At 71.6% G+C, this 19875-nt stretch carries 23 protein-coding genes; 3 read left to right on the top strand and 20 right to left on the bottom strand.

What is annotated here, in order from left to right; genetic code table 11:
* Window positions 1–2: 2 nt before the first annotated feature.
* The 10 genes from KBC94_RS21140 to KBC94_RS21095 all read right to left on the bottom strand — a co-directional run bounded on the left by KBC94_RS21140 (window position 3) and on the right by KBC94_RS21095 (window position 8385).
* Window positions 3–1151 (bottom strand): ABC transporter substrate-binding protein, encoded by a 1149-nt coding sequence (locus KBC94_RS21140; RefSeq protein WP_294374727.1) that lies wholly within the window; start codon window positions 1149–1151, stop codon window positions 3–5.
* An 82-nt stretch (window positions 1152–1233) separates the two neighbouring features.
* Window positions 1234–1905: a TetR/AcrR family transcriptional regulator gene (locus KBC94_RS21135; protein ID WP_294374725.1), complete on the bottom strand. Its 672-nt coding sequence runs from the start codon at window positions 1903–1905 to the stop codon at window positions 1234–1236.
* Between the two features lie 13 nt (window positions 1906–1918).
* Window positions 1919–3010 (bottom strand): 1,2-phenylacetyl-CoA epoxidase subunit PaaE, encoded by a 1092-nt coding sequence (paaE, locus tag KBC94_RS21130; protein WP_294374722.1) that lies wholly within the window; start codon window positions 3008–3010, stop codon window positions 1919–1921.
* Window positions 3007–3549, bottom strand: coding sequence for a 1,2-phenylacetyl-CoA epoxidase subunit PaaD (gene paaD, locus KBC94_RS21125; RefSeq protein WP_294374941.1), 543 nt, complete (start codon window positions 3547–3549; stop codon window positions 3007–3009). The genes paaE and paaD overlap by 4 nt, the downstream gene beginning before the upstream one ends.
* Before the next feature lie 5 nt (window positions 3550–3554).
* Window positions 3555–4343 (bottom strand): 1,2-phenylacetyl-CoA epoxidase subunit PaaC, encoded by a 789-nt coding sequence (gene paaC, locus KBC94_RS21120; RefSeq protein WP_294374720.1) that lies wholly within the window; start codon window positions 4341–4343, stop codon window positions 3555–3557.
* A gap of 20 nt (window positions 4344–4363) precedes the next feature.
* Window positions 4364–4675, bottom strand: a complete 312-nt coding sequence (gene paaB, locus KBC94_RS21115) for a 1,2-phenylacetyl-CoA epoxidase subunit PaaB (protein WP_114804145.1) — start codon at window positions 4673–4675, stop codon at window positions 4364–4366.
* Between the two features lie 59 nt (window positions 4676–4734).
* The gene (gene paaA, locus KBC94_RS21110) at window positions 4735–5745 is read right to left on the bottom strand and encodes a 1,2-phenylacetyl-CoA epoxidase subunit PaaA (protein ID WP_294374717.1); all 1011 of its coding nucleotides are present in this window, start codon (window positions 5743–5745) and stop codon (window positions 4735–4737) included.
* A gap of 45 nt (window positions 5746–5790) precedes the next feature.
* Window positions 5791–7107, bottom strand: a complete 1317-nt coding sequence (paaK, locus tag KBC94_RS21105; RefSeq protein ID WP_294374714.1) for a phenylacetate--CoA ligase PaaK — start codon at window positions 7105–7107, stop codon at window positions 5791–5793.
* A 26-nt stretch (window positions 7108–7133) separates the two neighbouring features.
* A complete protein-coding gene (gene paaI, locus KBC94_RS21100) occupies window positions 7134–7580 on the bottom strand; it encodes a hydroxyphenylacetyl-CoA thioesterase PaaI (protein WP_294374711.1) in 447 nt (148 codons plus the stop codon).
* A 7-nt stretch (window positions 7581–7587) separates the two neighbouring features.
* Window positions 7588–8385, bottom strand: a complete 798-nt coding sequence (locus KBC94_RS21095; protein ID WP_294374708.1) for an enoyl-CoA hydratase-related protein — start codon at window positions 8383–8385, stop codon at window positions 7588–7590.
* A 166-nt stretch (window positions 8386–8551) separates the two neighbouring features.
* Here KBC94_RS21095 and paaY point away from each other — a divergent pair, with 166 nt between their 5' ends.
* The 3 genes from paaY (at window position 8552) to KBC94_RS21080 (ending at window position 10190) form a co-directional block, all read left to right on the top strand.
* A complete protein-coding gene (gene paaY, locus KBC94_RS21090) occupies window positions 8552–9154 on the top strand; it encodes a phenylacetic acid degradation protein PaaY (protein WP_294374705.1) in 603 nt (200 codons plus the stop codon).
* A gap of 47 nt (window positions 9155–9201) precedes the next feature.
* Window positions 9202–9510: an EthD family reductase gene (locus KBC94_RS21085; protein ID WP_017757887.1), complete on the top strand. Its 309-nt coding sequence runs from the start codon at window positions 9202–9204 to the stop codon at window positions 9508–9510.
* Between the two features lie 77 nt (window positions 9511–9587).
* Complete coding sequence (locus tag KBC94_RS21080) at window positions 9588–10190, top strand: GbsR/MarR family transcriptional regulator (RefSeq protein ID WP_017757888.1); 603 nt, start codon at window positions 9588–9590, stop codon at window positions 10188–10190.
* Window positions 10191–10295: 105 nt separating this feature from the next.
* On the opposite strand, the gene KBC94_RS21075 is transcribed toward KBC94_RS21080, so the two are convergent.
* The 10 genes from KBC94_RS21075 to KBC94_RS21030 form a co-directional block, all read right to left on the bottom strand.
* Entirely contained in the window at window positions 10296–10556 is a 261-nt protein-coding gene (locus tag KBC94_RS21075; protein ID WP_043112290.1) for a hypothetical protein, read from the bottom strand.
* Window positions 10557–10698: 142 nt separating this feature from the next.
* Window positions 10699–11721, bottom strand: a complete 1023-nt coding sequence (locus KBC94_RS21070) for an aminotransferase class I/II-fold pyridoxal phosphate-dependent enzyme (protein WP_294374690.1) — start codon at window positions 11719–11721, stop codon at window positions 10699–10701.
* Entirely contained in the window at window positions 11718–12665 is a 948-nt protein-coding gene (gene cbiB / locus KBC94_RS21065; RefSeq protein WP_294374688.1) for an adenosylcobinamide-phosphate synthase CbiB, read from the bottom strand. The genes KBC94_RS21070 and cbiB overlap by 4 nt, the downstream gene beginning before the upstream one ends.
* A gap of 6 nt (window positions 12666–12671) precedes the next feature.
* Entirely contained in the window at window positions 12672–13241 is a 570-nt protein-coding gene (gene cobO, locus KBC94_RS21060; RefSeq protein ID WP_294374684.1) for a cob(I)yrinic acid a,c-diamide adenosyltransferase, read from the bottom strand.
* Window positions 13242–13261: 20 nt separating this feature from the next.
* Window positions 13262–14119 (bottom strand): ABC transporter ATP-binding protein, encoded by an 858-nt coding sequence (locus KBC94_RS21055; RefSeq protein WP_294374683.1) that lies wholly within the window; start codon window positions 14117–14119, stop codon window positions 13262–13264.
* Window positions 14120–14127: 8 nt separating this feature from the next.
* Window positions 14128–15141 (bottom strand): iron ABC transporter permease, encoded by a 1014-nt coding sequence (locus KBC94_RS21050; protein WP_294374680.1) that lies wholly within the window; start codon window positions 15139–15141, stop codon window positions 14128–14130.
* The gene (locus tag KBC94_RS21045; protein WP_294374677.1) at window positions 15141–16043 is read right to left on the bottom strand and encodes an ABC transporter substrate-binding protein; all 903 of its coding nucleotides are present in this window, start codon (window positions 16041–16043) and stop codon (window positions 15141–15143) included. The genes KBC94_RS21050 and KBC94_RS21045 overlap by 1 nt, the downstream gene beginning before the upstream one ends.
* The gene (locus KBC94_RS21040; RefSeq protein WP_294374674.1) at window positions 16040–16615 is read right to left on the bottom strand and encodes a bifunctional adenosylcobinamide kinase/adenosylcobinamide-phosphate guanylyltransferase; all 576 of its coding nucleotides are present in this window, start codon (window positions 16613–16615) and stop codon (window positions 16040–16042) included. The genes KBC94_RS21045 and KBC94_RS21040 overlap by 4 nt, the downstream gene beginning before the upstream one ends.
* The gene (locus KBC94_RS21035; RefSeq protein ID WP_294374673.1) at window positions 16612–17985 is read right to left on the bottom strand and encodes a cobyrinate a,c-diamide synthase; all 1374 of its coding nucleotides are present in this window, start codon (window positions 17983–17985) and stop codon (window positions 16612–16614) included. The genes KBC94_RS21040 and KBC94_RS21035 overlap by 4 nt, the downstream gene beginning before the upstream one ends.
* Window positions 17970–19826 (bottom strand): TonB-dependent receptor, encoded by a 1857-nt coding sequence (locus KBC94_RS21030; RefSeq protein ID WP_294374671.1) that lies wholly within the window; start codon window positions 19824–19826, stop codon window positions 17970–17972. Before KBC94_RS21030 ends, KBC94_RS21035 begins: the two co-directional genes overlap by 16 nt.
* Window positions 19827–19875: the final 49 nt, after the last annotated feature.

Here is a 19875-nt window from a genome sequence, read left to right as displayed (position 1 = left end):
GTTCAGGGCAGGTACTTCCAGGTGCCGTTCTGGATGGTCACCATCACCCGGGCGCGGTTGTCGAGGCCGAGGTGGTCGGTGGGTGTCATGCTGAAGACGCCATGGGCGCCCTGCACTTCCTTGATCTGCTCCAGCGCGTCGCGCAGCGCGGCACGGAACTCGGGGGTTCCCGGCTGCGCCTTCTTGAGCGCCTCGGGCACGGCGGCCTGCAGCATCAGGCCGGCATCCCACGCATGGCCGCCGAAGGCCGCGGTACTGCCCTTGCCGTGGGCCGCCTCGTAGGCGGACACATAGGCCATGGCCGACTTCTTGACCGGGTTGCTGTCGGGCAGTTGCTCGGCCACCAGCATGGGCCCCGCGGGAAGGATGGTGCCTTCCACGTCCTTGCCGCCCACGCGCAGGAAGTCGGCATTCGCCACGCCATGCGTCTGGTAGACCTTGCCCTTGTAGCCGCGCTCGGCCAGCGTCTTCTGCGGCAGCGCAGCCGGCGTGCCCGAGCCGGCGATCAGCACGGCCTCCGGATTGGCGGACATGAGCTTGAGCGCCTGGCCCGTCACCGAGGTGTCGGTGCGCGCATAGCGCTCGTTGGCCGCCAGCTTGATGCCCTTGGCCGCGGCGGCCTTGGAGAAGACCTCGTACCAGCCCTCGCCATAGGCGTCGGAGAAGCCGATGAAGCCGACCGACTTCACGCCCCGGGCCGCCATGTGGTCGACGATGGCCTGCGCCATCATGTCGTCGTTCTGCGGGGTCTTGAAGACCCACTTCTTCTTGTCGTCCATGGGCGAGATGATCCGGGCCGATGCCGCCAGGCTGATCATCGGCACGCGCGCCTCGGCGGCCACGTCGATCATGGCCAGCGAGTTGGGCGTGACGCTGGAGCCGACGATCACGTCGGCCTTGTTGTCGGCGATCAGCTTGCGGGTGTTGTTGACCGCGGTGGTGGTGTCGCTGGCATCGTCGAGCACCACGTAGTTGACCTTCTGCCCGCCGATGGTCTTGGGCATGAGGGCGATGGTGTTCTTCTGCGGAATGCCCAACGAGGCCGCGGGGCCCGTGGTCGACAGCGTGACGCCCACCGTCAGGTCGGCCCACGACAGGCTGGCCGCGCAGGCCAGCGCGGCGGCGGCGAGCGCCTGGATCTTGAACTTCATGGCTTGTCTCCTTCTGTACTTTCTCGGTCTGGCAGAAAACGCCGGGGCGCGTCGCCCCGCGGCGTGCGAAAGGTGCCGCCGGTCAGCCGGTCGGCGCCGGATCGGTGTCGGAATCGGAAGCGGCAATGGGAACGTCCACCGGCCGACGCGCAGCGTCGGGCAGGCGCACCGCCGGCAGCCCGCCCAGGAACAGGTCGGCCACCACGGGCGCCATGTCCTCGTAGTCCAGCGGCCCATCGGGCTTCATCCAGGTGAACATCCAGTTGATCATTCCGAACAGCAGCATGGTCAGCGGCATGCCCATCAGCGTGTCCTGCAGGTCGGGCCGCAGGGCCGCCACGGCCCGCGCGAAACCGCGCACCACGGCGCGCTCCTTGTCGAGCACGCGCTGGCGGTCTTCGGGCTCCAGGAAGCGCACGTCCTCGGTGAGCACGCGGTGGGCGCTCTGCGCGGTGGCGTACTCGCGCACCAGCCGCAGGATCAGCTCGCGCATGCGGGCCTCGGGCGGCATCTCGCCGGCCCACACCTCCGAGACGATGGCATCGAGCCGGCTCACATGGGCCTCGGCGATGCTCACGAGCAGCGTGTACTTGTCCTTGTAGTAGTGGTAGAGCGTGGGCTTGGACAGGCCGCAGGCCTCGGCCACCTGGTTCATCGAGGTGGCGGGATAGCCCCGCCGCGCGAACAGCAGCCCGGCCTGCGCCAGGATGGTCTCGCGTTGTTCGTCGTAGCCTGCTGCGCGTCCTCGTGCCATCCCTGCGTTCCCGTCAACGTTCGTCGAACGAGAGTACCACCCGGTCCGTGGTGGGATGGGCCTGGCAGGTGAGCACGAAGCCGGCCTGCACCTCCGCCTTGTCGAGGGCGAAATTGCGCCCCATGCGCACCGCGCCTTCGAGCACCTTGGCGCGGCAGGTGCCGCACACGCCCGAGGTGCACGAATACGGCACCTCCACACCGGCCGCCGCCGCGCAGTCGAGGATGCTGGGCTGGTCACGGCGGAACTCGATCTCGCGCGAGAGCCCATCGCGCACGATGACCACCCTTGCCTGCTCGGCATCGCCCGGCAGTGCCTCGTGCATCACGGCGCCGACGGCTCCGGGGGCGGTGGCCGGCTGGGCGATGCCGAAGCGCTCCACATGGATCGCCGACCCCGGCACGCCGGCCGCGCGCAATGCCGCCTCGGCCTCGTCGTTCATCTGGTAGGGCCCGCAGATGTAGGCATGGTCGATGGACCAGGCCGGCACCAGCGTGCGCAGGAAGTCGCCCACCTTCTCGCGGTCGAGCACGCCGCTGTTGATGGGCGCGTCGGTGTGCTCGTTCGAGAACACATGGTGCAGGACCAGCCGGCTCAGGTAGCGGTTCTTGAGGTCCTCCAGCTCCTCCTTGAACATGGTGGAACGCAACTGCCGGTTGCCGTAGATCAGCGTGAAGCGGCTGCCGGGCTCGCGCGCCAGCACGGTCTTCATGATCGACAGGATGGGCGTGATGCCGCTGCCGCCAGCGACGCCCAGGTGGTGCCGGCGCTCCTCGGGCGCCAGCGGAACGAAGAAGCGGCCCTGCGGCGCCATGACGGCAATCTCGTCGCCGGGCCGCAGCTGGGCGTTGATCCAGTTGGAGAACACGCCGCCGCGCACCTTGCGCACGCCCACGCGGAGCACGCCATCGTCCACGCCGGCACAGATCGAGTACGAACGCCGCAGGTCCTGCCCGTCGATCTGCTTGCGCAGGGTGAGGTACTGGCCCTGGGTGAAGCCGAAGGTCTGGCGCAGCTCGGGCGGCACATCGAAGCTGACGATCACCGCCTCGGCGGTATCGGGCTCCACGGTCCGCACGCGCAGGGAATGGAACAGGGGCGTCATAGCGGCTTGAAATGCTCGAAGGGTTCGCGACAGGCGATGCAGCGGTAGAGCGCCTTGCAGGCGGTGGCACCGAAGGCGGACAGCCGCTCGGTCTCGATGCTGCCGCAGCGCGGACAGGCGACCATGGGCGTGGCGCCACGGCGTCCCACCAGCCGCACCGGCACGCCCTGCCCCGCCGCCACCGGGCCGGGGGGCGCGATGCCGTACTCGCGCAGCTTGCGGCGGCCGTCCTCGCTGATCCAGTCGGTGGTCCAGGCCGGCGCGCGGCGCAACACGGTCTGCACCGGCCCCAGGCCGTCGGCCTCGATCGCATCGCGCACGCTCTGCGCGATCACCTCGGTGGCAGGACAGCCGGAATAGGTCGGCGTCAGCACCACGGTCAGGCCGTCGGCGTCGAGGCGAATTTCGCGCACCAGGCCCAGGTCGCACACCGACAGCGCCGGTACCTCCGGGTCGGGAACGTCGGCCAGCACAGCCCAGGCACGCGCCATGCGCGCGGACTGTTGCGGCACCGAAGCCGGCGTGGGCACGGCCGCCATCGCGCTCACCACACGCCTCCGGGATAGGCCCGCTGCAGTTGCTGCATCTCGGCCAGGATGTAGCCCATGTGCTCGCTGTGCACGCCGCGCTTGCCGGTGCTGACAAAGGCCGTGTGCGCGGGCACCGGCAACGAGGCCTCGGCCAGCACCTCGGCCATCGCGGCCTCCCAGTCGGGGCGCAGCGCGCTCCAGCGCGGGCCCAGGCCGCTGGCGGCGGCGGCCTCGTCCACCGCGTCGTCGGCGAAAAGTTCGGCGGCATAGGGCCACAGCCGCTCCAGCGCGGCCACCATGCGCCGGCGCGACTCCGCCGTGCCGTCGCCCAGGCGCACCACCCAGTCGGCGGCATGCTGCTGGTGGTAGCGCGCCTCCTTCACGGCCTTGCCGGCGATGGCCGCCAGCTCGGCGTCGGTGGAGTCCTGCAGCCGCGTCCACAGCAGGTGGAAGAAGGTCGCGGCCATGGTGTTGCGCAATACGGCGAGCGCGAAGTCGCCGGGCCGGCCCGGGCCATTGGGCAGCTCCACCAGCGTCACGTTGCGGTAGTCGCGCTCCTCGCGCAGGAAGGCGAGCTGGTCCTCGTCATGGCCGCGGCCCTCGACGGCGCCGGCATGGCTCAGCACCGCGCGGGCCTGGCCGATCAGGTCCAGCGCCATGTTGGCCAGCGCGATGTCCTCTTCCAGCACCGGCGCGTGACCGGTCCATTCGCCCAGCCGCTGGCCGAGGATGAGGGCGGTGTCGCCGATGCGCAGCAGGTACTGCAGCGGCGCGTCCTGGGCGATCTCGATGGAGGCTTGCATGTGGTGTCTCCCGTCGGTGCTCACATGTGGTCCACCGCGCCGGGCAGCGTGTAGAAGGTGGGATGGCGGTAGACCTTGTCCTCCATCGGGTCGAAGTACATGTCCTTGTCGCCGGGATCGCTGGCGACGATCTGGTCGGCCCGCACCACCCACACGCTGGTGCCCTCCTGCCGGCGCGTGTACACGTCGCGCGCCAGCTGGATGGCCATGCGCGCGTCGGCAGCATGCAGGCTGCCGCAGTGCTTGTGGTCCAGGCCGGCCTTGGTGCGCACGAAGACCTCCCACAGCGGCCACTCGGCGCGGGGCGGTTGCGCCCGGCTTGCGTTGCCCACGGGTCTGGCTTCGGCCTCGCCTGCGATGCGGTCGCCCTTCGCGTCGGGGGTGTGCTCGCTCATGCGGCCTCCTTGAATTGCTCTTCCTGCTTGCGGGCATGGGCCAGGGCGGCTTCGCGCACCCAGGCGCCCTCCTCCCAGGCCTTCACGCGGGCGGCCAGGCGCTCGCGGTTGCAGGGGCCGTCGCCGGCGATGACGCGCCAGAACTCGGCCCAGTCGATGGCACCGAAGTCGTGGTGCTGCCGCTCCTCGTTCCACTTCAGCGCGGGGTCGGGCAGGGTCACGCCCAGCACGCGGGCCTGCTCGACGGCGGCGTCGACGAACTTCTGCCGCAGCTCGTCGTTGGACACGCGCTTGATGCCCCAGCGCATGGACTGCGCCGTGTTGGGGCTCTGGTCGTCGGGCGGGCCGAACATCATCACCGAGGGCCACCACCAGCGATCGACGGCGTCCTGCACCATGGCCTTCTGCGCCTCGGTGCCCTGCTGCATCATGGTCAGCAGGCTTTCGAAGCCCTGGCGCTGATGGAAGCTCTCCTCCCGGCAGATGCGCACCATGGCGCGGGCATAGGGCGCATAGGAGCAGCGGCAGATGGGCACCTGGTTCATGATGGCCGCGCCGTCCACCAGCCAGCCGATGGCGCCCACGTCGGCCCAGGTGAGCGTGGGGTAGTTGAAGATCGAGCTGTACTTGGCCTTGCCGCTGTGCAGGGCCTCCAGCATCTGGTCGCGCGAGGTGCCCAGCGTCTCGGCCGCGGCATACAGGTACAGGCCGTGGCCGCCCTCGTCCTGCACCTTGGCCAGCAGGATGGCCTTGCGCTTGAGCGTCGGTGCGCGGGTGATCCAGTTGCCCTCGGGCAGCATGCCGACGATCTCGGAATGCGCATGCTGGCTGATCTGGCGCACCAGCGTCCGGCGGTAGTGCTCCGGCATCCAGTCCTTCGCCTCGATGAAGGCGCCGTCGTCGATGCGCGCATCGAAGCGGGCCTCCAACAGGGCCTCCTGGGCGGAGCGCACGGGCTTGCGGGCGTCGGCGTCCTTGCCGGCGGTGTCCATGGCCTGGGTGTACATGGGGCGGTCCTTCCTGTGGTTTGCGTGGGGGCGGACGAAGGCCGGTCAGCGGGCCTTGGCGCGTTCGTCGAAGACCCGGCGTGCCTTGCCGGTGAGCGTGCGCTCGATGCCATCGGGCGGCAGCACGTTGACGGTGGTGCTGATGCCGATCAGCGTCTTGATACGGTGCTGCACCCAGCCGGCCACCTCCGCCGCACTCGCGGCGGCCGCGGCCTCGGGCTGCAGCTCGCAGCGCACCTCCACCGTGTCCAGGTGGCCATCCCGGCGCACCACCAGCTGGTACTGGCCGGAGAGCTGCGGGTGCTGCAGCACGATCTCCTCCACCTGCGTGGGAAAGACATTGACGCCACGGATGATCAGCATGTCGTCGCTGCGGCCGACGATCTTGCCCATGCGCCGGAAGGCGCGGGCGGTGGGCGGCAGCAGCCGCGTGAGGTCGCGCGTGCGGTAGCGCACGATGGGCAGGGCCTCCTTGGTGAGCGTGGTGAAGACCAGCTCGCCCTCCTCGCCGTCGGGCAGCACCGCGCCGGTCTCGGGGTCGATGATCTCGGGATAGAAGTGGTCTTCCCAGATCACCGGGCCGTCCTTCGACTCGATGCATTCGCTGGCCACGCCCGGGCCCATGACCTCGGACAGGCCATAGATGTCCACCGCATCGATGCCGGCACGGCCCTCGATCTCGCGGCGCATGGCCTCGGTCCAGGGCTCGGCGCCGAAGATGCCGACCCTGAGCGAGCAGTCGCGCGCGTCCAGGCCCTGGCGCGCGAACTCCTCGACGATCACCTGCATGTAGCTGGGCGTGACCATGATGATCGACGGCTTCAGGTCGCGGATCATCTGCACCTGCTTCTCGGTCTGTCCGCCCGACATGGGAATGGCGGTGCAGCCCAGCCGCTCCACCCCGTAGTGCGCCCCCAGGCCGCCGGTGAACAGGCCGTAGCCGTAGGCCACGTGGATCAGGTCGCCGGCCCGGCCGCCCGCGGCGCGGATGGAGCGGGCCACCAGGTCGGCCCAGCGGTCGATGTCGCCGGCGGTGTAGCCCACCACCGTGGGCTTGCCCGTGGTGCCCGACGAGGCATGGATGCGCGCCAGCCGCTCGCGCGGCACGGCCAGCATGCCGAAGGGATAGTGGTCGCGCAGGTCGCTCTTGACGGTGAAGGGGAACTTCGCCAGGTCCGACAACTGCCGCAGGTCCGACGGATGCACGCCCCGCTCGTCGAAGGCGCGGCGGTAGTGCGGCACGTTCTCGTAGACGTTCTCCAGCGTGGCGCGCAGGCGCTGCAACTGCAGCGCGGCGATCTCGTCGCGGCTGGCGGTCTCGATGGGTTCCAGGTCGCCGGGGGCCGGCTGCTTGACGGGCATGGGTCGTCTCCTTGCGGGCAAATCGGTCAGCGCGGTACCGCGGGCCGGCCGCGGGCGGTGTAGGAGCGGCCGCGGAACACCGCCACGCGCTCGCCGCGCTGGTTGGTCACGACCACGTCGTACACGCCGGTGCGCCCGGTCTTCGAGACCTCGGTGCACCGCGCTTCCAGACGGTCGCCCAGACGGGCCGGCGCGACGAAGTCCACGCCGAAGCCCGAGGCCACGGTGAGTTCGTCGTAGGCATTGCAGGCGTAGGCGAAGGCGGTGTCGGCCAGCGTCGCGATCAGGCCGCCGTGGCAGATGTCGTGGCCGTTGAGCATGTCCTCGCGCACGCTCATGGCGGCCGTGGCTGCGCCGGGCGAAATGGCGACGATGGCGATGCCCAGCGCATGCAGGGCCCGATCGTTGGCGGCCATGCCGTCGCGCACGGCGTCGGCGATCTGCTCGGGCTGGGGTGTAGGGGATGCGGCCATGACGGCTTCAGCGGTCGGTGAACTGCGGGGCACGGCGGGCGCCGAAGGCGGCCACGCCTTCCTGGTAGTCGTGGGCACGCCCGAGCTCGCCCTGCAGGCGGGCCTCCTGGGTCAGGGCAGCCTCCAGATCCAGCGCCTGCGCCGCATCGAAGGCCGTGCGCGTGGCGACCAGGGCCTTCACCGGCATGGCGGCCAGCCGGCGGGCCAGTTGCTGCGCCTCCTCCGCCAGGGCGGCATCGTCGACCACGCGCCAGATCAGGCCGATACGCTCGGCTTCCCCGGCCGGCAGCTTGTCGCCCAGCAGGCCCAGGCCCAGCGCGCGCGCACGGCCCACCAGCCTCGGCAGCAGCCAGGTGCCACCCGTGTCGGGCACCAGGCCGATCTTGGCAAAGGCCTGGATGAAGCTGGCCGAGCGCGCCGCCAGGACAAGGTCCGCACACAGCGCGAGGTTGGCGCCGGCGCCCGCGGCCACGCCGTTGACGGCCGCCACCACCGGCACCGGCATGCTGCGCAGGCGCAGCACCAGCGGACGGTAAAAGCGGTCGATGACCTCGCCCAGGTCCTTGGGCGTGCCGCCAGGCTCGGGGGCCACGGCGGGATCGGCCAGATCCTGGCCGGCGCAGAAGCCGCGGCCGGCGCCGGTGAGCACCAGCGCGCGAACGCCGACATCCGCCGCAGCGCGCTCCAGCGCGTCCATGAGCGCGTGGTGCATCGCCTGCGTGAAGCTGTTGAGCGCGGCGGGACGGTTGAGCGTCAGGGTGCGCACGGCATCGGCCGTGCTCTCGATCACCAGGGCGTCGGACATGGGGCGTCTCCGGGATTGTTCGGGGGTCGTTTCGCCGAATTACTTTCGACCGACCGGTCGGCTTATCTTAAGATTGCCGCGCTGTTTGACGCAAGTCAGCACACCCCGAGAAAACCCGTGTCAGCGCCGTGCCGTTCGGTGCTGCGCCCGAAGGAGACCTTGCGCAATGCCCTGCTATGCCATCGAAGGCGTGGTGCCCGTCGTGGACCCGAGCGCCTATGTGCATCCCACCGCCGTGCTGATCGGCGACGTCCACGTCGGCCCGGGCTGCTATGTCGGGCCCGCGGCCTGCCTGCGTGGCGACTTCGGCCGTGTGGTGCTGGAGGCCGGCTCCAACGTGCAGGACACCTGCGTGATCCACGGCTTTCCCGAGCGCGACACGGTGGTGCGCGAGAACGGCCACATCGGCCACGGCGCCGTGCTGCACAGCTGCGTGGTCGGCCGCGATGCGCTGGTGGGCATGAATGCCGTGGTGATGGACGAGGCCGTGATCGGCGAGCGCACCATCGTGGCCGCCTGCGCATTCGTGCCCGCGGGCATGCAGATCCCCGATGCCAGCCTGGTGGCGGGCGTGCCCGCGCGGGTCAAGCGACCGCTGACCGAGCAGGAGATCGCGTGGAAGCGCGAAGGTACCCTCACCTACCAGGACCTCACCCGCCGCTGCCTGGCCACGATGGAAGAGGTCGCGCCGCTGGCCCGGGCCGAGGCCGACCGGCCCCGCCTGAAGGCCCCCGACGTGCAGCCGCTCATCGCCACCCGCCGCGGCTGAAGCGCAGCATCCATCCACCCGTTCGCAACCACTCCAGGAGACCCCCCATGATCCGTGTCAGCGTCCTCTACCCCTTCACCGAAGGCGCCCGCTTCGACCACGACTACTACCGCGACAAGCACATGCCCATGATCCAAGCCCGCATGGGTTCGGCCTGCCTGGGCTACCGCATCGACCGCGGCCTGTCGGGGCCGGCGCCCGGCTCCAAGCCGGCCTTCGAGGCCATGTGCCACATCGACTGCGAATCGATCGAAGCCTTCCAGGCCGCCTTCGGCCCGCATGCCAAGGAGATCAACGGCGACGTGAAGAACTACACCGACATCCGGCCGACGATGCAGATCAGCCAGGCGGGCTGAACGCCATCGCCCCACCGGATTCAAGGCATTCCTGGGATTTCGGCTTTTCCTGAAATGCCAGCACGCACAATCGGCGAATGCCCCACAGCCGCCCTGCCGACCCGCGCCCTGCCCTGCCCGAACTCCACCGCCAGTTCGTCGACCACTTCGGCGAGATGGGCAGCCGCTGGGGCATCAACCGCACGGTGGGCCAGATCTATGCCCTGCTCTTCCTGTCGCAGCGGCCCCTCAATGCCGAGGAGATCAGCGAGACGCTGTCCTTCTCGCGCTCCAACGTGAGCATGGGGCTCAAGGAACTCCAGGCCTGGCGGCTGGTGCAGCTGCGGCATCTGGCAGGCGACCGGCGCGAGTATTTCGAGACGCCGGGCGAGGTGTGGGACATCTTCCGCGTGCTGGCCGAGGAACGCCGCCGCCGCGAGATCGAGCCCACGCTCTCGATGCTGCGCAACGCGCTGCTGCAGGAGCCGGCCACCGAGGAGGAGCGCCATGCCCAGCAGCGCATGCGCGAGATGCACGACCTGATCGACCGGCTGGTGCGCTGGTTCGACGACGTGCAGCGCCTGTCGCCCGACACGGCCATGCGGCTCATGGGCATGGGCGCCGCGGTGACGCGGGTGCTGGACCTCACCGGGCGGCTGACCAGCGGCGGCCGAGGGCGCAAGGACGCCGACGGCGAATAGGCGAGACCACCGGTCGCAAGCAGAAAGGGCTGCATCGCTGCAGCCCTTTTGCTCGGTTGGCCAGATGCCGCCGCGTGTCGCCGCGGGCGGCCCTTGTGGTTGGACTCAGTCCTTGCCCTTGAGCGCGTCCTTGGCCTTGTCGGCCGAGTTCTTGGAGCGGTTCTTGTGGTACTCCGACTTGACGTTGTTGACCGCCTTGCCCACCGGCCCGCTCTTCTTGGCGTCGCTCTCGGCGCGCTTCTGGTCGATCTTGTGCTCGGCGGCGTCCGACGCCTCCGATGCGGCCTTGCCGAGCTGGGCATGGCTGGCGCCGGCAAAGGCGATCAGGGACAGGGCGGTGGCGATACCGAAAAAGGTTTGACGCATGGTGTTCTCCGAATCTGTGAGCGATGCGCCAAGCGTGCCTGCCGCGGGCCAGGCCGGGCTGTCGGCCATCGCGCCATCGTCGTGACCGAAGCGGCAGTGCGCGCTCGCAGGCCATCGGGCGATCACGGGGCGCGCCATCCGTCTATGCGAACGGACTCCATGCGCGAGCCAGCGCGTCCTGGCTGGCCGGGGGCAGCACACCCAGTCGCACCCAGCCCGGCATGCCGAAGCTGCCGCAATCGCGCAGCTTGATGCCCTGCGCACGCAGGTCCCGCAACGCCTCGTCGAGGGACGGCGCGCCTGGCCTGGCACAGAAGAAGTTGGCGACGCCGGGCGCCACCTGCCAGCCCATCGCTTCGCACTGCGCGATCTGGCGCTGCTTCCATTGCCGAAGGCGCGGCAGGCATTGCGTCGAAAGCCAGTCCTGGACGGCCGGCTCGGTCCAGGCCCGGAGCATGGCCTCGGCATGGGCGCCCAGAGGCCACGACGGTGCCAGGGCGTGCAGGTCCTGGACCAGCCGGTCGGGCGCCTCGGCCGGTGCGATGGCATAGGCGCCACGCACCCCCGTCAGCCCCAGGGCCTTGTTGGGCGTCCACAGCTGCCAGCACCGGTCGCGCTGCGCCGCGGTCAACGCCGAGGCGCCCTCCAGCCGCAGAGGGACGTAGGCGCAGTCCAGGACCAACGCCGTGCCCGGTGGCAGGGCATCGAGCCGGGCTGGCAGATCCGCCACGGCGTCGCCGCGCGGGGAGGACGGCTCGCAGGCCCAGGCCAGGACCGGCGGCCGATCGTCACCGAGCGCCAGCGACTCGCCGACAACCTGTACCGGCAGTCCATGGGCTTCGGCCGCCCGCCGGTAGTCGCCATAGGCGGCCGCTGGCACCTGCACCGGCCCTTCGCCCCGACGGCGCAGGGCCACGGCCGCCGTGATGCGCGCGATGAACTCGCTCGCGCTGGCGGCCACCAGCACCCGTTCGGGAGCGACGCCGTGCCACGCGGCCAGCCGGGCGCGCAGTGCCGTGGCCGCCGGGTCCGGATAGCGCGTGGGATCGGCCTGCCGCAGCGCCTGCATCACCGCCGCGCAGGGTCCGCAGGCGTTGGCGTTGGTGGAGAAGTCGTGCACCGGCACGCCCTGCGCGTCCGGCCCCCCGTGGACCATGGGCCTCATCGCGCCTGCCCCAGCCAGACGAGCGCCAGCGTGGCCAGCGCGCCTGCCATCGGCACGGCACGCCCTGCCAGGAGGAGTGCCCGCTGCGTGTCCCGCGCCTGCGGCGCGCGGCCGCCCGCGTGGAGCACGTAGACCCCGGGCTTGCGCAGATGCACGCCCAGCAGCAGCGCCATTGCGCCCATGGGCCAGCCCCCATTGGGCGACGGCGCGCGCGCCGCTTCCCGCCGCAGCCCGGCGAGCCAGCGCCCGGCGGCCAGCATCAGCAGCAGGGCCGTGAGCCGGGCCGGCAGCCAGGACAGGGCGTCGTCCGCCCGCGCCGCCCATGTGCCGGCCCAGGTCCAGTCCCGGCCGCCGCGCTCGCCGCGGTAGCCCCACATGGCGTCCGCCGTGTTGGCGAAGCGGTAGAGCGCGGCGCCCGGCAGGCCGGCGATGGCGAACCAGAACAGCGGCGCCATCACCGAATCGTTGAGGTTCTCGGCCAGCGACTCGATGGCGCTCTCGCGCACCTCGCCGGCATCCAGCCGCTGCACATCGCGGCTCACCAGGCGGGCGAGGCGTTCACGGCCTTCGGGGAGTGAACGCCCCAGCGCCGCCTCCACCGCCGCTACCTCGTCACGCAGCATGCGCCAGGCCAGCAGCGGCTTGAGGCACAGCGCGAGCGCCACCGTGGCCAGCACCGCGGGCAAGGCGCCGGCGGCCCATTGCAAGAGGCAGCCCAGCCCCGCCGCCACGAAGGCGCCGACGAGCCATACCAACGCACCGCGCACGAAGGGCCCGGCACGCCGCGCGTCGCCCGGCAGCGGCGCCACATGGCGTCCGGCCCAGTCCAGCCAGCGGCCCATGCCCACCACCGGATGCATGCGCGCCGGCGGCTCGCCCAGGCAGCGGTCGACAGCGAGCGCCAGCCAGAGCGCGGCGGCCAACACGACCGGGCCGTCCGTCACGGGGGACTAATCCTCGATGCCGCGCTGCGCCGGGATGCCCGCATCGAAGGCATGCTTGACCTTGCGCATTTCGGTCACGGTGTCGGCGATGTCGATCAGCTCCTGCGGGCAGCGCCGGCCGGTGAGCACCACGCTCACCGACGAGGGCCGCTGCGTCAGTACCTCGATCACCGGCTCCAGCGGCAGCCAGCCGTAGATGAGCGGATAGGTGATCTCGTCCAGCACCACCAGGAAGTGCTCGCCCGAGCTGATGGCCGCCGCCGCCCGGCTCCAGCCATCGCGCGCCAGCTGGGCGGAGCGCTCCAGGTCCTGGCTCTTCCAGCTGAAGCCGTCGCCCAGGCCTTCGATGGGCAGGCCCAGTTGCTCGAACACGCGGTGCTCGCCGAAGCGCGCGCTGGGCACCTTCATGAACTGGAAGATGCGCACCGGCTTGCCGCGGCCGTGGGCGCGGATGGCCAGGCCGAAGGCGGCAGTGCTCTTGCCCTTCCCATCGCCGGTGTTGACGATCAGCAGCCCGCGGCGCTCGCCTTCGGGCTTCTCGTAGGGCTTGGACTGGGGCGGGGTTTCGGTCTGCATGGGGTTCTCCACAAAGGGGTTCAGCGGTGCAGTGCCACCCACTGGTCGTCGACGCGGTGGATGCGGATGCGGTGGTCGAAGACGGCCTCGATGGCGGCATGGGTCGCGCTGTCGCCACAGGGGCCGTGGTGGATCAGCCGGCCACCGGCCATCACGGCCAGGTCGTCGGCGGCCAGGGCGGCATGCAACTCGTGCAGCACGGTGACCACGGTGCGGCCGGCATCGGCCAGGGTGCGGGCCAGCGCCAGGCAGTCGGCCTGGTGCGGCGGGTCGAGGTTGGCCAGCGGCTCGTCCATCAGCAGCACGCCCGCCTCGACGGCCAGCGCGCGGGCCAGCAGCACCCGCTGCCGCTCGCCGCCGGAAAGCTGCGACAGCGCGCGGGCTCGCCAGTCCCAGGCCTGCGTCCGGCGCAGGGCCTGCTCCACGGCGGCATGGTCGGCATCGGACGGCGCGGCCAGCCAGCGTTGATGCGGCAGCCGGCCGAGCATGGCGACGTCGTAGGCCGTGAGGTCGTCGGCGGCCGGATCGGCCGCGCCGCCCTGCGCCAGCCAGGCCAAGCGTCGGGCGCGCGCCCGGTGAGGCCAGGTCGAAAGCACCTCGCCATCGAGCAGAACCTCGCCGCCCGAGGGTGCAAGCAGTCCGGCCATGGCCTTGAGCAGCGTGGACTTGCCCGCGCCGTTGGGGCCGACGATGCTGGTCCAGCGGCCGGCGTTCAGGGCCAGCGTCACGCCGTGCAGCACGGGCGCACCGCCCAGGCGCGCATGGAGGCCATCGACCTGCAGTACCGGCGCCGCGTCGAATGCGGCGCGGCCGGCCTGCCCTGCGTCGGCTTCCTGGCCTGGGAGGGGTCCACCGCGGCCCTGTCTGCCGCGCGTCATGGCGCCGCTCATCGGCCGCTCCCGCGCGAGCGTCGGTGCATCAGGAAGAGCAGGTACCCGCCGCCGAGCACGGCGGTGAGCACGCCCACCGGCAGCTCCTGCGGCGCGATCAGCCACCGCGCCAGCAGGTCGGCTGCCATCAGCAGCGCGCCACCCATGAAGGCCGACAGCATCAGCAGCCCCGCATGCGTGGTCTTGATGATCGAGCGCACCAAGTGCGGCGCCGCCAGGCCGACGAAGGCGATCAGCCCCGTCTGCGCCACCGCGGCGCCGGTGGCCAGCGACAGCACCGCCACCAGCGCGGCCCGCATGGCCGGCAGCGGCAGGCCCAGGCTGGCGGCCGTGGCCTCGCCCAGGGCCAGGCCATCGAGCACAGGCGCCAGCAGCCGCGCCGCGATCAGGCATCCCACCAGGGCGACGGCCATGATGGCGCAGGCATTCCAGCCCACCAGCGCGGTGTTGCCCAGCATGAAGACCACCAGCGCCTGCAGGATGTCGGCCGAGGACAGCGTGAACAGGTCCTTGATGGCGCCCAGCACCATGCCCACGATCACGCCGGCCAGCAGCAGGCGCAGCGTGTGCTGGGCGCCGCGGGCAAGGGTCAGGGTGAGCAGCACGGCCGCCACGGCGCCCGCGAAGGCCGCCCCGGTGAGACCCAGCCGCACGCCCCAGGCCGCCGCGGCGGGCGATCCGCCGATGGCGCCCAGCGCCAGCGCCACGCCCAGGCCGGCGCCCGAGGCGCTGCCCAGCAGCCAGGGATCGGCCAGCGGGTTGCGGAACAGGCCCTGTGCCACGGCACCCGCCAGCCCCAGCAGCGCGCCCGCCAGCCAGGCGCCGGTGGTGCGCGGCAGGCGGATGTCGCGCACGATCTGCCAGGCGATGGGGTCGTCGGCCAGCTGCCACAGGCGCTCGACGCCGGTGCTGCCCACGGCCGCGCCCAGCGCACCCAGCAGCATGGCCGCCAGCAGCAAGGCCAGGGTCAGCACCCGGGCACGGCGGCCCTGCTGAAGGTGGAGGGCCATCACTCGGCCAGGGGCCGACCGGCCAGGCAGTCGGCCATCAGGCGCGCGGCCTCGCCCATGCGTGGGCCGGGGCGCACCAGCACGTCGGCCTGCGCGGCGCTGAAGCGGCAGATGCGTCCGTCGCGCACGGCGCGGATTCCGGCCCAGCCAGGGCGCTGCTCCATGCCAGTGGCACTGCGCACGCCGACCATGATCAGCTCCGGATCGGCCCGCACCACGAACTCGGGGTTGAGCTTGGGAAAAGGCCCCATCGCCGCCGGCACGATGTTGCGGGCGCCCAGTCGGGCCAGCGTCTCGCCCATGAAGGAGCTCTCGCCCGCCGCGTAGGGGCCGTTGTTGACCTCGAAGTACACGCGCTGGCCCCGGCGCGCGGCCGGCACGGACTGCGCGGCGGCGTCCAGCTCGCCCTGCAGGCGCTGCCAGAGCGCGGGCGCACCCGGCTGGCCCAGCAGCGTGCCGACCTTGGCCATCACGCGCTCGACGTCGGCCTGGGTCTTGGGCTCCAGCACCGCGACCTTCAGGCCCAGGGCCTCCAGCCGGTCGACCACGCGCGAGGACTTGGCCAGCAGCACGAGGTCGGGCTTCAGGGCCACGACCGCCTCGACATTGGGATCGATGCCGCCGCCGACCTGCGGCAGGTTGCGCACCGGCGCCGGCCAGTTGGAATAGCGGTCCACGCCCACCAGGCGCTCGCAGGCGCCAAGCACGCAGACGGTTTCGGTGAGCGAGGGCAGCAGCGTCACGATGCGCTGCGGCGGCTGGGCGAGGCGCACGGTGGCGCCGCGTTCGTCCACCACCTCCACCGGGGCGGCGAGCAGGGCGGGCGCGGCGGCGGCGAGCAGCAACGCGGCAAAGGCCGCGCGCAGGGCGCGGCCGGTGCGCAGGAGGGGCCAGGTCGTCATCCGTTGTCCTTCACGGTCAGGGGCAGGCCGGCCACCATCAGGGTGACGCGGCGGCAGGCGGCGGCCACATGCTGGTTGAGCTGGCCCAGCGCGTCGACGAAAGCCCGGGTTTCTTCGCCCAACGGGATCACGCCCAGGCCGATCTCGTTGCCGACCAGCACCACGGGCCCGGGCGCCCGCGACAGCGCCTCCACCAGCAGCAGGGCCTCGGTGCGCCAGTCGGGCAGCGCGGCGCGCTGCGGGTCCAGCTCAGGCGGCATCAGCAGGTTGGTCAGCCACAACGTGAGGCAGTCGACCACCAGCAGCGTGTCCGGGCGGCTCAGCGCGCCGATCAGCTCGGGCAGGCGCAGCGGCTCTTCCACGGTCTCGAGGCCGGGCACGCGCTCGGCCCGCTCCTGGCGATGGCGGGCGATGCGCTGCGTCATCTCGGCGTCCCAGGCCTGGGCGGTGGCGATGAGCACGGCCCGCCGCCCGGGCGCGCCGGCCAGCCAGTCGCCGGCCGCGGATTCGGCGCGGCGCGACTTGCCGCTCTTCTGGCCGCCGAGGATGAATTCGTGGGCGTTGTCGGTCATCGGGAGGCCGATGTTCGCAGCAGGGGCCGGCCGTCGAAGAGGCGGGCCGCAGCCACGGGGTCGGAGGGAAACCAGGCGTGGAAGTAGCTGGCCCGCACCGGCCCCTGCGCATACAGCGCCTCGCCAGCATCGGCCTTGGGCTCGGCACCGGGCCGCGCGCTGCGCGCCAGGGGCGCCAGCGCCGTCTCGCAGCGCGAGTAATGGAAGGTGTGGCCGCGCAGCAGCCCGCCGTCGATGGCGAGCCATTGCGAGCCCAGGCCCGCCAGGCGCGGCTGCATCACGGTCCGGCCGGGCAGCAGGCCCCACAGGCGGTGGCTGCGGCCTTCCTTGTCCACCAGTTCGTCGAACAGGCTCATCATGCCGCCGCATTCGGCCCAGATCGCACGGCCCTGCGCCACATGCGCGTGCAGGGCTTCGCGCAGGTCTGTGCGCGCGGCCAGGCGCTGGGCATGCAACTCGGGATAGCCGCCCGGCAGCCACAGCGCATCGCAGTCGGGCAAGGCGTCGCCCGCCAGCGGCGAGAAGAAGACCAGCCGCGCGCCGAGCTGCGCCAGCAGGTCGAGGTTGGCGGCGTACAGGAAGCAGAAGGCCGCATCGCGGGCGACGGCGATGGTGCGACCCGCCAGCAGCGCCGGCACGGGCGCGGCTGCAGGCGGCGCCGCGAAGTCGACCTGCGGCAAGGCCGCGAGGCCGCCCTGCCCCATCGGCGTGGCGGCCAGTGCGTCCGCTGCGGCATCCAGCCGGGCCAGGCCGTCGTCCAGCTCGGCGCTGGCCACCAGGCCCAGGTGCCGCTCGGGCAGGCCGAAGTCGGCGCTGCGCGGCAGCCCCCCCAGCCAGTGCGCCGGATCGCGCAATGAGCCACGCAGCATCTCGCCGTGGCGCTCGCCGGCCACGCGGTTGGCCAGCACGCCGGCCCAGGGCAGGCCCGGGCGGTAGCTCTGCAGCCCATGCGCCAGCGCGCCGAAGGTGCCGGCCATGGCGCCAACATCGATCACGGCCAGCACCGGCAGGCCCAGGCGCTGGGCCAGGTCGGCCGCGCTGGGCTCGCCGTCGAACAGGCCCATCACGCCCTCGACCACGATCAGGTCGGCCTCGCACGCCGCGACGTGCAGCCGGGCGCGGGCATCGGCCTCGCCCGTGATCCACAGGTCCAGCGAATGCACGGGCGCGCCGCTGGCCAGTGCCAGCCATTGCGGATCGAGGAAATCGGGCCCGCACTTGAAGGCCCGCACGCGCCGGCCCTGCCGCGCGTGGAGCCGCGCCAGGGCCGCGGCCACGGTGGTCTTGCCCTGGCCCGAGGCGGGAGCCGCCACCAGCACCGCGGCGCAGGTGGCGGTTCCGCGGACGCTGTCGCTCAGCGCGGCGTCCACTTCAGGCCGACGTAGGCCGTGCGGCCGGCGGTCGCGTAGTTGTTGGCCAGCATGTAGTTCTTGTCGGTGGCGTTGTCCAGGCGCGCGACCAGGCGCAGGTCCGGACGCAGTTGCACGCTGCCGTAGAGGTTGAGCAGGCCATAGCCGGCCAGCACGATCTTGTTGGCCGTGTCGTCGAAGCGGCGCGAGGCCAGTTGCACCTCGGCCCCCACGGTCCAGATGCCCTGCGTCCAGTCGCCGCCGAAGGTGGCATAGCGCTTGGCACGGCGGGGCAGTTGGCGGCCGGTCTCGGAATCCTTCGGGTCCTGCACGTCAATGGAGCCGCGCAGGGTGAAGTGGTCGCCGAAGCGATGGTCGGCGGCCAGCGTGGCGCCCTGGTACACCGCGCGTCCCACGCTGGCGTAGCAGCCGAAGAGCGAGGCGCAGCTCGTGCTGGTGCTGCTGAACACGATCAGGTTGCGCACCCGGTTCTCGTAGACCACCAGGCTGGCGTTGGTGCGGCCATCGCCGTAGCGCAGGCCCACCTCGGCATTGCGGCCGGTCTCGGGCTTGAGGCTGGCGTCGCCGTATTCGCTGAAGCGCTGGTACAGCGTGGGCGCACGGAATGCCGTGCCGGCCGCCGCCGTGACGCGCCAGTTGCGCACGAACTCGTAGCCATAGGACGCGCTGCCGGTGGTCTTGCCGCCGAACTCGCTGTCGTCGTCGTGGCGCACGTTCAGTTGAACCGTGTGCGCACCCTGGTGGAAGCCGTAGCCCAGGGCCACGGCGTCCTGCGCGCGGTCGCGGTTCAGGGTCTTGCGCCAGTCGGTGAGCGAGGGGTTGAGCAGTTCGTCCTCACGGCGCTCGAGCGCGGCCGTGAAGCGGTGCGGGCCGTACTTGCCTTCGGCCTGCAGCAGGTAGCCGCGCAGCTGGGTGTCGGTGATGTAGGTGGTGCTCGGGTAGCCGGCATAGCCCGCCGCGATGCGGGCCGAGGTGGTCTCGTAGCGGCTGTTGCTGTCGGTCACCTGCAGCAGTGTCTTCCAGTGCTCGGTCCATTGGGCCGTCCAGCTGAGGCCCGCCGTGCGCAGGTGGTAGAGGTTGCGGTCGTCGGTGGCCGTGGCCAGGCGGTAGCCGGTGCCGGAGGTGGCGTCGTAGCCCGACGTGGTCTCGCTCTCCAATACGGTGGCCTCGATGCGGTGCTGCGCGTTGATCTGCCAGCCCAGCCGCACATTGCCCGAGGTCGCACGGTAGAGGTCGTCGTCGGGGTTGTGGTTGATGTTGGGCGTGCGCACGTCGAAGCCGCGCGTGGTCGTGTAGCCGGCGCCCAGCGAGTAGTCGAAGGCGCCGGACTTGCCCGACAGGCCCACCTGCGCATCGCGCAGGCCGCGGCTGCCCGCACCCACGCTCACGCTGGGCGAGAAGCCGTCTTCGCCGCGGCGGGTGAACAGCTGCACCACACCGCCGATGGCGTCCGAGCCGTAGACGGCCGCGGCCGGGCCGCGCAGCACTTCGATGCGGTCGATCTGTCCGAGCGGCAGCGACTCCCAGGCGGCGCCGCCGGTGGATTGGGAGTCGATGCGCACGCCATCGAGGTAGACCGCGGTGAAGCGCGTCTCGGCGCCACGCAGGAACACGCTGGTGGTGTTGCCGATCCCGCCGTTGCGCGAGATCTGCACGCCGGGCAGGCGTGCCAGCAGGTCGGCCACGCCGGTGGCGCCGCTGTTCTCGATGGCCTGGCGATCGATCACCGACACATCGGAGACCAGCTCGGACAGCGGCTGCTCGACACGGGTGGCGGTGACCACGGTTTCCTGGAGGGTTGCCGTCTGGGCCAGCGCGCCCAGCGGCGCGAGAAGGGTCATGGCTGCAGCCACGGAAGACAGGGGACAGGTGCGCGACAAGGCGCGCGCG

Origin of the sequence: Pseudacidovorax sp., assembly GCF_017991995.1 — a bacterium.
Classification (GTDB): Bacteria; Pseudomonadota; Gammaproteobacteria; order Burkholderiales; family Burkholderiaceae_C; genus Xenophilus.
This window is presented reverse-complemented; position numbering and strand designations above follow the sequence as displayed.